The 12404-nt window shown below is 72.1% G+C and carries 7 protein-coding genes; 2 read left to right on the forward strand and 5 right to left on the reverse strand.

Going from position 1 to position 12404, the window contains the following annotated elements; all coding sequences use genetic code 11:
- Positions 1–181: 181 nt before the first annotated feature.
- The 5 genes from Ssi02_RS19995 to Ssi02_RS20015 all read right to left on the reverse strand — a co-directional run bounded on the left by Ssi02_RS19995 (position 182) and on the right by Ssi02_RS20015 (position 9345).
- A complete protein-coding gene (locus Ssi02_RS19995) occupies positions 182–2488 on the reverse strand; it encodes a hypothetical protein (protein WP_204027574.1) in 2307 nt (768 codons plus the stop codon).
- Positions 2489–2596: 108 nt separating this feature from the next.
- On the reverse strand, positions 2597–4762 hold the full coding sequence (locus tag Ssi02_RS20000; RefSeq protein WP_239129141.1) for a HelD family protein: 2166 nt from the start codon (positions 4760–4762) through the stop codon (positions 2597–2599).
- A 224-nt stretch (positions 4763–4986) separates the two neighbouring features.
- Entirely contained in the window at positions 4987–6861 is a 1875-nt protein-coding gene (locus Ssi02_RS20005) for a helix-turn-helix transcriptional regulator (RefSeq protein ID WP_204027577.1), read from the reverse strand.
- An 8-nt stretch (positions 6862–6869) separates the two neighbouring features.
- The gene (locus Ssi02_RS20010) at positions 6870–7652 is read right to left on the reverse strand and encodes an AAA family ATPase (RefSeq protein ID WP_204027578.1); all 783 of its coding nucleotides are present in this window, start codon (positions 7650–7652) and stop codon (positions 6870–6872) included.
- A 595-nt stretch (positions 7653–8247) separates the two neighbouring features.
- On the reverse strand, positions 8248–9345 hold the full coding sequence (locus Ssi02_RS20015) for a GNAT family N-acetyltransferase (RefSeq protein WP_239129143.1): 1098 nt from the start codon (positions 9343–9345) through the stop codon (positions 8248–8250).
- A gap of 104 nt (positions 9346–9449) precedes the next feature.
- Here Ssi02_RS20015 and Ssi02_RS20020 point away from each other — a divergent pair, with 104 nt between their 5' ends.
- Together Ssi02_RS20020 and arc are read left to right on the forward strand one after the other, a co-directional pair.
- Entirely contained in the window at positions 9450–10298 is an 849-nt protein-coding gene (locus Ssi02_RS20020) for a tRNA (adenine-N1)-methyltransferase (RefSeq protein ID WP_204027582.1), read from the forward strand.
- 312 nt (positions 10299–10610) lie between these two features.
- Positions 10611–12374 carry a proteasome ATPase gene (gene arc, locus Ssi02_RS20025; protein WP_204027584.1) on the forward strand — a complete coding sequence of 588 codons (1764 nt, stop codon included), beginning with the start codon at positions 10611–10613 and terminating at the stop codon, positions 12372–12374.
- Positions 12375–12404: the final 30 nt, after the last annotated feature.

Below are 12404 nucleotides of genomic sequence, written 5' to 3' on the forward strand. Positions count from 1 at the left end.
CGTCCGAGGCGTGGTGGCGCCGGGGCAGCACCGGCGGGCGGGGGAGGGGCGGTTTGAGAGACGCCGCGCCCAACCCCCTGGCCGGGCGCGGGCGCCTCTCGGTGTTCATGAGAGATTGTTCATCAAAGAGCCCCGTTCGGACAGGGGTTCGCCCCACCCGGTCCGCCCGGCGTGCGGCGGCTCACGGGGCGCCTGGCGTGGAGGGCTCCCGCAGCGGAGCCGCCACCTGCGGCTTCGTCAGGTGGGCGAGGCTTTCGCCGTACTCCTTGTCGTCGAAATAGTCGGCGTGGCCGAGCAGCGGGCCGGGTTTGCCTCCGTGGCCGGCGGGGGGTGACGGGTCCCACAGGAAGCGGTCTATCGCGCCGTCGCGGGCTGTGCCGTTCTCGGGGTCGCAACGCTCGAACACCGGGCCGGCGATCGGGTCGGTCGGCCGGTAGAGGTTGCGCCAGTGGCCGTCCCCGAGCAGCCGCCGTGCCTCGCCCATGGCCTCGGAGCCGAAATACGCGGGGAAGAAGGCCGAGTAGAGGCGGCGCAGCGGCGATCCGTGGGTGAGCAGCCGCACCTTGTCCCGCGTGGCGGGCGGGAGACGCAGCACGACCGCGACCGCGATGACGCTGCCCTGGCTGTGCCCGGACAGCACGACCACGTCGTCCTTGCCCGAGATCAGCGTCGTGACCCGCTCCACGAGTTCGGGCACTACCCGCTCGGCATAGCACGGCGGCGCCAGCGGGTGGGTGGCGCGCGGCCAGAAGGTGGCCACGTCCCACAGGACGCCGACGATCCGGCGGGCCTCTGGGTCGCGGGACACCTGCCGCTGGAGCAGGACGAGCCCGGCGATCAGCGCGACCATGCCGAAGGTGCCGAACGTCGCCAGCAGGGTCGGCGGCGCGAACGATACCGGCGTGCGCTCGGTGAGGGCCAGCACCACGACCGTGCTGAGCGCGGTGACCGCGACCAGCGTGACGAGCGAGAGCACCCGCCCGGCGGCGTCGGTGAGGGAGGCGAGCGCCCACCCCGGCGGGTCGCCGCCGTAGGCCCCGCCCGCGGAGGCCCTGCTCCGCAGCGCCGCCAGCCGGAACGTCCGGGCCATCAGGGCCAGCAGGCTCAAGCCGAGCACGAACGACACGACCGGCAGCGACATGGCCGTCCACCAATACGCGTCGGGCAGGAACAGCAGGTCCCCCACCCGGCCGCCGGGGCCGCCCTGCCGGGGGAAGGCGGGTGTGCCGAGCAGGTCGGCCGCCCACAGGGAGGCACCCAGGCTGAACCCTGCGGCCACCCACCCGGCGAACACCAGCACCAGCCAGCAGGCCAGGCCGCCCGCCGCCCGCGCCTCGCCGAGTTCGCGGCCCTCGGGTGCTTTCGGGCGGTGCCGTACGGCGGCGGCCGCCGTGGCCACCCCCACCACCGCGGCCAGCGCGATCACCGACCAGAACAGCACGGTCCCCATCACCGACAGCTCGGCCAGATGGCTCCGGGGCGGCCCGCTCTCGAACCCGCGCCACGCGAGCACCAAGGTGCCCGCGAGCACCGCCCAGGCGGCGGTCCGCAGCGTATGGCAGGCGAGGCGGAGGCGTCGCTCGCCGCGTGGCTCCCCTTCGGAGGCGGCGATCCGCCGGGCGGTCGCGGGGAGCGCCGTCAGCAGCGCGATCAGCGCGAGCAGGGTCGTCCCCGCCGTGGCGAGCCCCCGCGCGGCGGGATCGGCCGCGGCGAACGGCAGAGCCACCGCGAGCACGATGAGCGCCGGCATGAGGCCCGTGTGCAGGATGCGCAGCCGGTGGACCGGGCGTTCGCCGTTCCAGAGCCGTGACCGTGCCAGCAGGGCGTTGCCCTCGCCGTCGGCACCGGGGGCCTCGGTGCACTCGTTGCGCGTCCAGGTGTGGCGGGCGAGCGCCCACAGCAGCGCCGCCAGCAGGCACGGCACCAGCGCGCAGACCGCGAGCCGGCGGGACGCCTGATCCGGCCACGTCTCGGCCAGCCACTGGAGCCATACGGCCGCTCCCGGGGCCGCGCAGATGCGGCCGGGGGCGGTGCACTGCCAGCCGATCAGGTCGACGCAGATGCGGAGGGCCCCCATGGTGAGGGTGGCGGTCAGGCCGAGCGCGAAGAGCCGCTGCGCCATCTCGCCGAGGTGCCTGAGCGCCTTGAACACCGGGTGGGTGTCCGTCACCGGGCGCGGAGCCATGAAGTGCGCGAGATTGGCGAGAGCGAACGGCAGGAGCAGGAGCCAGAGGGCGTAGACGCGGCTGCCGGGGCTCTGCCCGCCGGAGGTGAGCGGCCCCCAGGCGTACGCCTCGCGGCGGGGCCGCCCCGGGATGTCGGGGGAGGGGCCCGAGGGGGACCAGCGGCGGTAGAAGCCCGTCGTCGCGTCCCCCGCGACCCGCCGGGGGTGGGGGTGCTGGAGCATCTGGTCGGGGGGCGAGCCGGAGACCCCGTGGATCCGCAGCTCGGTCACGCCTCCGACGCCGGTGTCGACATGGCCGTCCATTACCGCAGCGTGACTGTTCCTTGGTGTGCCGTCATGAGTAGGCCGTACCCGTTCAATGCGGGTCCGCAGTACACAAGTGAGCGCTTGGTAGTAAAAGGTGATGGAGGTCTATCCTTCTGAATCCGGTGGCCCGGCGCTCGTCGCCTGACCGGCGCGGACACAGGTCCCGCACGGCGAGGGTTGCTCCCGGCATGCCGGCTGGACGGTGATGGTGCAGAGCCGTTTGGTGGCACGGGTGAGGCCGACGTACAGGTCGCGTTCGCCACCGGGGCGGGCCGCGACGATCTCCGGCGGGTCGACGAGGAGCACGGCGTCGAATTCCAGGCCGCGGACATGGGAGGCCGGCACGATGCGGGCCCACCGGCCGATTCCGGCGGCGGCCAGGCCGGCCGCCCGGGTGTCCGCGCAGATCACCGCGAGGAGGTCGCCCGGGTGCGCCGCGGCCTGGGCCCGCAGCTCGGACGCCAGCACGGCGGTGATCGTGTCCCGGTGGGCGGTGAGTTCGCGGGGGAGCGGGCCGTGGCGGAGCGCGCGGCTCGGCGTCTGGCCGGGGGCGATCCGGGCGAGCAGGTCGCGGGTGGCGGCGAGGATCTCGTGGGTGCTGCGGTAGCCGATGGTCAGCGTGTGCAGGGCATACCTGGTGCCCAGGTGCGGTTCCAGCGCCTCCGCCCAGGTGCGCGCCGTCGCCGCGGGGCCTGCCTGGGCGAAGTCGCCGACCAGGGTCATCGACCGGGAAGGGCAGCGGCGCAAGGCCATACGCCACTGCATGGCGGTCAGCTCCTGCGCCTCGTCGACGACCACGTGCCCGAAGGTGCGCCCTGGAGGACCCTCCACCAGGGCCGCGGCCTCGTCCAGCAGCACGGCGTCGGCGTCGGTCCAGCCGGCACCCGGGGTGCGCAGCAGCCGGGAGCGCTCCCGCTCGGTCAGCGAGGGCAGGTGGAGGGCCATCGCCTCGGCGTCCTCCAGGAGGGCGCGGACGACGGTCTCGGGAGTCAGCCGCGGCCACAGCGCCGCGACCGCCCGGTCGAAGCGGGAATCGCCGAGCAGGGCGGCGCGAACGGCGTCCGCGTCGAACTCCTCCGCCGGCGCCGCGTCCTGTGCGCCGTCGAAGCCGAGAGCGCGCAGGTCGGCCTCGACGGCCTCGTCGAGATTGAGCCCGGTGCTCTCCACGGCCTCGGCGTCCATGGCCGCGAGGTCGGCGATCATCGCGCGCTCCACGGCGCCGGTGACCATGTCGGCGAGGTACCGCTTGAACAGCGCCCCGGCCGGGTTGTGCGCCAGGCCGCTCGTGACGGCCGCCTCCCGTGCCCTGGTCACGTCCTCGCGCGGCAGGCGGACCACCTCCTTTCCCACCGGTACGGCGAAGCGGCGGTGCGGGGCCTGGCGGGAGCGGACCACGGCCGAGAGGGCGTCCGCCAGGCCGGCCGTGCCCTTGAGGCGGGCCGTCTCGGGGGGCTCCGCGTCGGCGGGTGTCACCGGCGCGAGGCCGGTGCAGGTCGCGAGGACGGCGCCGTTCTCCCCGAGGGAGGGGAGGACCTGGGAGATGTAGTCGAGGAAGCGCGTGTTCGGGCCGAGGATAAGCACGCCCTGCTCGGCAACGCGCGGGAACGCGTACAGCACATAGGCGGCCCGGTGCAGCGCGACCACCGTCTTGCCCGTGCCGGGGCCGCCCTGCACCACCGTCACTCCCCGGTGCGCGGAGCGCACGATCGTGTCCTGCTCGGCCTGCAGCGTCGCCACCGCGGCCCGCATCCGCCCCGTCCGCCCGGCCTCGAGCGCCCGCGCCAGCGGGCCGTCGCCCACGACATCGCCGGCCGCCGCCGGCGAGCCGTCCAGGAGTTCGTCGCTCACCGCCCGCACCCGGCGGTCCTCGACACGCAGGTGGCGGCGGCGCCTCAATCCCAGCGGGCGCAGCGGCGTCGCCTCGTAGAACGGCCGCGCCGCCTCGGCCCGCCAGTCGACCAGTAAGGGCGTCTCGCCGCCGTCCGTGCGCAGGCCGATCCGCCCGAGGTGCAGCACCGTCCCGTCCGCCGCGTCGATCCGGCCGAAGACGAGCCCCTCCTCGGCCCCCTCCAGATGCCGGACCCGGCCGGCCAGGTGCCCCGCCGCGGCCTCTCGCGCGTATATCTCACCCGGACCGGCCGCCTCCGCCCGCAGCACGTCCGCCAGCCGCGCCCGCGCGTCCGCGAGCCGCTCGTCCAGGAGGTGGTAAACGGCGGTCACGTGACGCTGCTCCGCCTCCGCCTGACGCGCGCCGTCGTCGTCGAACCTCACCAGTAGCCGACCTTTCCCTCGTCAAGGCCCTCCACTATGCGACCAAGTTCCGCGAAAGGTAAGGCTTGACTTACCTGTGCCCGTCAGCCGCCCGGAAGGGCGCGCCGTGCACGTCGGGCGTCGTCCGGAACTCGGACCTCCTGGGAGCGGCCGGCCTTGCGCCACTCGCCGGCACATAACGAGACCGCCGAGATCCCCCATCGCCACCCGAGCTGCGATCAGCTTTACGGCGGGCTCGCCGGGTTGCCTCTCTTCAGGCTGCGGCGGGGGCCCGTGGGACGGGGGAGACGGCGGAAGCGGCTGAGGAGGCGGGCGAGTTCGGCGGGGCTGTGCACACCGAGCTTCATGTAGACCTGGTTGCGGTGGTTCATCGCCGTGCGCATGGAGATCACGAGTTTCTCGGCGATCTCCCGATGGCTCAGGCCCGCCGCCGTCAGCAGCGCGACCTCCAGCTCACGCGCGGTCAGGTCGGGCGCCGCCAGTGTGCGCAGCGCCGGTGTGTCGGGGCCCTGGCAGGCGGAGGCCAGCGACCACGACTCGGTCTCCGCGGCCCGCGCCGCCCGTTCGCGGCCCGCGCGGCGCAGGCAGACCGCGGCCTGCGCGGCGGCCTCGGCGGCGTGCAGGCGCAGCCCGAGCCCGGCGAACCCCGCCGCCACCTCGGCCAGCGCCTGTCCGTCGCCGTCCGCCAGGGCGCGGGCGTGCCGCGCCGCGAGCCGCACCCGCGGCCCGTCGTGGGTCGCGGCCAGCTCGGCCAGCCGGTCGGCGGCCACCTCGGGCCGGCCCAGCCGTACCGCGTCGTGCAGGGACACGAACTCAAAGCCCGGCAGGCCCGCCAGGCGGCAGTCCCCGGCGGCCGACACCGCGAGCTCGGCCGCGCGTCCGCCGTCGCCGCCTGCCGCCGCGATCCACACGCGGGTCATGGCGACCCACCGGGTGAACGCGGTCCATGTGGTCCGGTTGCGGGCGACCGCCGCCTGGAGCGTCTCGGCCGCCGCCGCGGCCTCGCCGCGCAGGGCCTGGACCGCTGCGTAGGCGCCCATGCAGCCGCCGACGGTGAGCGCGGTGTGCCCGGCCGGCCCGTGCAGGGCGCGCATCGCGAGATCCAGCTCGCCGCGCAGGGTCGCCGCGTGGCCCCGGGCCAGGGACAGGCTGCCCTCGCCCTGCGACCACCCGCGCTGCCCGGCGGCCGCGGCCGTCAGGGAGGCGACGGCCTCGTCGATCATGGCCAGGTCCCCCGCGAAGTAGCCGCACAGCGCCCACGTCGAGTGCAGCGGCGAGATGAGCGCGGGGATGGTGTCGCGCCAGGCGTTCGCCTCCGCGAGAGCCGTACGCACCTTCTCGGCCGCCTCCGCGGTGCGGCCCGCGTAGCAGAGGGCCAGCGCTGTGGCGTTGAGGGCCTGCGCGCGCAGCGGGGCCGGCAGCGCGTGGAGCGGCACCCTGCGGGCGAGCTCCAGCGCCGCCGCCGGCTCGGCGGCCGAGGCGGCGAGCGCGAGGCGGTGCACGGTGATGCGCGTGAGGTACGGCTCCGCGTAGTGAGCCGACTCCGCCCGGTCGAGCAGCGCGTCGGCCTGGGGGCGGAGGTTCATGCCCCAGGCCAGGTTGCCCGCCCTGGCGAGGACCAGCTCGACCCGGGTCTCCTCGTCGCCCGGCTCCTCCACCGAGTCGAGCACACGCTTGGCCTCGTCGGGCTGCTGGGCGAAGTCCAGCAGCGTGGCCAGCAGGATCGCGGCCGAGGCCCCGCCGCCCTCGGCGAGCGCGGCCCGGCCGAGCCGCTGCGCGAGCGGGTAGTCGTGCGCGGACCACGCCAGCCTGGTCGCCGACATCAGCAGCCGGGGGGAGGCCGTCATGCCGCTCTCCAGCCGCCATGCGGTCGCGCGCAGGCGGTCCTCGCGGCGCCGTAGCCCAGAACGCTCCAGCTCCACCGCAAGGTCGGCGTGGCGCCTGCGCCTGCGGAGTTCGGGGCAGCGTTCCCTGGCGACCTCGCCGTACAGCGGGTGGCCGAGGCTCGCGGTCTCGCGGCGGCCGTCGACGACGACGCGGATGAGGCCGCGCTCCTCGGCCAGCAGGACGGCGTGCTCGGAGGTCAGGGCGGTCAGCATCCGGGTGCTCACCGGCTCGGCGAACGCGGTGTATTCCAGGACGGCCTTGAGATCGCGCGACAGCGCCCCGATGCGTTGTGGATGAGGTCGACCAGGCGGGGCGCCAGGGGTGGGAGGGCGGCCAGCTTCCACATGCCGTGTTCCGGGCGCAGCGCTCCGCAGGCCAGAGCCGACGTCACGATCTCCGACAGGAACAGCGCGTTGCCGTCGCTCACCGCTGAAAGGTGCTGCACCGCCGCGTCGTCGGGCTGGCCGTTCAGCGCCGCCGCGAGGATCTCCCGCACGTCCCGCTCGGTCAGCGGGCGCAGGTCGTCGCGGTGCACGTGGCCGTCCTTCCACAGCGCCTCGATGCTGTCGGGGGCGGGTTCCCCGGAGCGCAGGGTGGCGATGAGCCTGGCGCGGCCCGAACGCACCAGCGAGTTGACGACGAGGGCGGAGTGGCTGTCGAGCAGGTGGACGTCGTCGACGTCGAGCAGCACCAGACGGCCCCCGCCGAGCGCCAGGAGCTCGTCGGCGGTCCAGCGCAGGGTGTTGGCCACGCCGGGCGGCGTGTGGCTCGGCAGGAGGTCGGCCAGCGCGCCGTTCGGGATGCCGCTGCCGGCCTTGGTGGCACGCACCGCGAGCACGGTCACCCGGTCGGCGGGGAACCGCGTGAGCACCTCGGCGGCCAGGCGGGTCTTGCCGACGCCCGCAGGGCCCGCGATCACCACACCCCGGGCCGCCCTGTCCTGGGCGAGCCGGGATATCGACTCGAGTTCACGCCGGCGTCCGGCGAAAGGCCAGTTGCGCATAGGCTGCTCTCCCGTTCCGGGAGGATCGTATGCCTTGGTGGTCGATTTTTGATCGCCTATTTTGCATTTTGTAGCAGGATGGGGATTGAAAAGCGGGATTGATTGCCGCGCTCGGAAATGACGGGCGGCGGTTCCGGCTCCGGGGCGGTCCTTGGGACGGCGTGGCCCGTCTATAAGCCAGGCCGTATATCGGTCCAACGGCTGACCCATACTCGGTACGGCTGGGCCGATACGGCGCCGTGCGGGGATGTGTGGCCGTTGGGCCGCCCGTGGACACTCGTGTCCGGTCCCCCGGCGCTCAGAGGCGTTGGGTACGGAAATATCACGATTTAGTGTGTAGAAGCGATTGATTGACCGTGAATTCCCTTGGCAGGGAAAGCCTTCGCGTCGATCGCGAGTGGTACCCGGGGGCCCGGAGTGTGCCCAAGACCCCGGATAAGGCTGCGAAAGCTCCGCCGTAAGATCAAAAACTTGCGACCCTGTTATGAGGAAATATCAGTTTCCCGTTATCTATGAGCGATTTGTCGGTCCCGACGGACACCACCGCCGTCCGGACGCCGGACGCCGGATGAAAACGCGGCCCGGGGAAGTGGACTCACGGCCGCAGGCGAGCCCACAGCACGTTGTCCTCCCGCCCCCCGCCCCGAACCGGCAGCCCGTTGCGCAACACGGCCTCCCGCTCGAAGCCGGCCCGCGCGAGGACCCGCTGCGAGGCGAGGTTCCCCGGCAGCGTGCCCGCGATCAGCCGCACCAGCGGCGTGTGGCTGAACGCCCACTCCGCCAGCAGGTTCACCGCCCTGGTGGCGAACCCCTTCCCCCGGTGCCCCGGAGCCAGGCTGTAGCCGACCATCGCCTCACTGAGCACCGGGTCGACCTTGGCGAGCTGGAGGTCCCCGGCGAACTCCCCCGTGGCGGCGTCCTTGATCGCGATGTCCGCCCGCACACCCGCCAGCCACTCCGTGACCGCGTGGCGGCAGCGCCGCTCGACCTCGGCCGCGGTCGGGCCGTCCGGCGCCACGAGGGAGCTCCTGACGTCCGGGTCGCTCATCAGCTCGCGGTACGGCACGGCGTCGCCGAGGCCGAGAGGCGCCAGCCGTACCACCCCGTCGGTCAGCTCTCCGCCGGGGAACAGCGGGAGATACCGGCGGGCGGGCTCGCCCGTGTCGCCGGGAAGGCTGCTGTAGAGCACCATGTCGGCCCGCCGCCCGGACCGGTCCGCCGCGACCTCCCGCACCACGGCCTCGCGGCGGTATCCGGCCGCCATCGCCACCTGCTGGCTCGCGGCGTTCTCGACGTCGATCAGCAGTTCGGTGCGCGGCAGCCCGGCGGCGAACGCCCGCGCGGTGAGGGCGCGCAGCGCGGCGGTCGCCACGCCCCGGCCCCGGGCCCAAGGGGCCACCATGTAGCCCACCTCGGCACCGCCGTACCTCGACGGGGGTTTGATCCCGATGTTGCCGAGCCACGCGCCCGTCTCCCGGTCGCCGATGGCGAGCTCCGCGCCGCCCGCCTTTCTGCTCTCCTTGGCGAGCTCCAGGAAGGTCAGTGCGTCGTGGCGGGTGTAGTTCAGTGGGACCAACGGGATAAAACGCACGATCTCTGGATCGGTGCAGGCGCGGACGATCGCGTCGGCGTCGTCCTCGTGCAGCGGGCGCAGCACCACAGGGCCGGCGGGGATGATTTCGTCCAGGGGCAACATCCTCTATGGGTATCAGCCGTACGGTGTCCGCTACCAACCGGTTTTCCGGCCGGTGAGCACGCCGGACCGGGGTGGCCGCGATCGGCTATACCCTTTCGCCCATGGGTTTTCGCAGGCACGGGCCCTTCCAGCCCGGAGATCAGGTTCAGCTCACCGATCCGAAGAACAAGCGGCATACGGTGACGCTCAAAGAGGGCGGCGTCTTCCACACGCATAAGGGGATGATTCCGCACGACGACCTGATCGGACTGCCCGAGGGATCCGTGGTGCGTTCCTCGGGCGGCACCGCCTATCTCGCCTTCCGCCACCTGCTGCAGGACTACGCGGTGTCCATGCCGCGCGGCGCGGCGGTGGTCTATCCCAAGGACGCCGCGATGATCGTCGGCCTGGCCGACATCTTCCCCGGGGCCCGCGTGGTCGAGGCGGGCGTCGGCTCCGGCGCGCTGACCTGCTTCCTGCTGCGCGCGGTGGGGGAGACGGGGCACGTGACGTCCTACGAGCGGCGCGACGACTTCGCGGAGATCGCCACCAAGAACGTCAACAAGTTCTTCGGCGGGCCGCTGGAGCAGTGGCGGCTGGTGGTGGGCGACTTCGTCGCGGCCCTCGACGAGGTCGACGTCGACCGGATCGTCCTCGACATGCTCGCCCCCTGGGAGTGTGTCGACGCGGCGGCCAAGGCTCTTACGCCCGGCGGTGTTATCTGCTGTTATGTAGCGACCACAACACAGTTGTCGCGAACGGTGGAGACTCTGAGGGAACACGGGAGTTTCACGGAGCCTCATTCGTGGGAGACCATGATCCGCGACTGGCATGTCGAAGGGCTCGCGGTGCGGCCCGACCACCGGATGGTCGGCCACACCGGATTTCTCGTCACCGCCCGTCGCATGGCGGAGGGGGTCACCCCGCCGCCGCGGCGCAGGCGTCCGGCTAAAGGAGCTGAGGGAATATGACGATTCGGCCACAGGGATAAGCGCATCGCCCGTAATAGGGGTGAGCAGGGCTTGACGCGGGAACACATCGCCGTGTTCACATGCTGCCAGTAGTAGACGGACTTCGGACGAACGGATCTTCTCTCACCGCCGGCACTCTCCCGCCGGCCCCGGCCACACGGCCGGGATCCGCGGAGCCGGACGGGGCGAGAGAGCTCCACTGATCACTGGTTGCTTGGCGTAACCGGCGAACCCTCGCCGACCAGGTTACGGAAAGCTCCGAGATAGGTAGGGTCTTGAGTAGTCGCCCTCGACTGGGAAGGAGGTGACGGCGTGGCATCTCGCGACGACGCTGAGGCTCGAGCCGCGCAGCGCGAACGGGAGGTCGCCGACCTCACAACACAGGTCTCCTTCCTGCAGGAGGAGATCGCCGCTCTGCGCCGCAAGCTGGCGGAGTCCCCTCGTCAGGCCAGGGTTCTGGAGGAGCGCCTTCACGACGCGCAGGAGAAGCTGGCCGTCGTGACCGGCCAGAACGAGCGCCTCGTGGCCACTCTCAAGGAGGCCAGAGACCAAATTGTCGCGCTCAAGGAGGAGGTCGACCGGCTGGCGCAACCGCCGTCCGGTTTCGGCGTGTTCCTTGAAGCCCGTGAGGACGGCACCGTGGAGGTGTTCACCGGCGGCCGCAAGCTGCGGGTCAACGCCAGCCCGGCCGTCGATGTGGCCTCGCTCCGGCGCGGCCAGGAGGTCATGCTCAACGAGGCCCTCAACGTGGTCGAAGCCCTCGGTTACGAGTCCGTGGGCGAGATCGTCATGCTCAAGGAGTTGCTGGAGGACGGCGCCCGCGCCCTGGTGATCTCCCACGCCGACGAGGAGCGCGTCGTCCGGCTCGCCGAGTCGCTGGCCGGTCAGCCCATCCGCGCCGGTGACTCCCTGCTGCTGGAACCCCGCTCGGGCTACGTCTACGAGCGCATTCCCAAGTCCGAGGTCGAAGAGCTGGTGCTGGAGGAGGTGCCCGACATCTCCTACGAGGAGATCGGCGGCCTCTCCCGGCAGATCGAGCTCATCAGGGACGCGATCGAGCTGCCCTACCTGCACGCCGACCTCTTCCGGGAGCACCAGCTGCGCCCGCCGAAGGGCGTGCTGCTCTACGGCCCGCCCGGCTGCGGCAAGACGCTCATCGCCAAGGCCGTCGCCAACTCCCTGGCCAAGCAGGTCGCGGAGAAGACCGGCCAGTCCGGCAAGAGCTTCTTCCTCAACATCAAGGGCCCCGAGCTTCTCAACAAATACGTCGGTGAGACCGAGCGCCACATCCGGCTCGTCTTCCAGCGGGCGCGGGAGAAGGCCTCCGAGGGCACACCGGTGATCGTGTTCTTCGACGAGATGGACTCGATCTTCCGCACCCGTGGTTCCGGCGTCTCCTCCGACGTCGAGAACACCATCGTCCCTCAGCTGCTGTCGGAGATCGACGGCGTCGAGGGCCTGGAGAACGTCATCGTCATCGGCGCCTCCAACCGCGAGGACATGATCGACCCGGCGATCCTGCGGCCCGGCCGCCTGGACGTCAAGATCAAGATCGAGCGGCCGGACGCCGAGGCGGCCAAGGACATCTTCTCGAAGTACATCACGACCACCCTGCCCCTCCACGCCGAAGACCTCGGCGAGCACGGTTCTTCCCGAGAGGCGACCGTGCTGGCGATGATCCAGCGCGTGGTCGAGCGGATGTACACCGAGACCGAGGAGAACCGCTTCCTCGAGGTGACCTACGCCAACGGCGACAAGGAAGTCCTCTACTTCAAGGACTTCAACTCCGGTGCGATGATCCAGAACATCGTCGACCGGGGCAAGAAGATGGCGATCAAGGAGTTCCTGGACACCGGGGTCAAGGGCCTGCGCGTTCAGCACCTCCTGGCCGCCTGCGTCGACGAGTTCAGCGAGAACGAAGACCTCCCCAACACCACCAACCCCGACGACTGGGCCCGCATCTCCGGCAAGAAGGGCGAGCGGATCGTCTACATCCGCACCCTGGTCTCCGGCAAGCAGGGCACCGAAGCCGGCAGGTCGATCGACACGGTCGCCAACACCGGTCAATACCTCTAGCCATCGTCTCCGGCCCCGCATCACCCCGAT

It is taken from the genome of Sinosporangium siamense, assembly GCF_016863435.1.
Taxonomy (GTDB): domain Bacteria; phylum Actinomycetota; class Actinomycetes; order Streptosporangiales; family Streptosporangiaceae; genus Sinosporangium; species Sinosporangium siamense.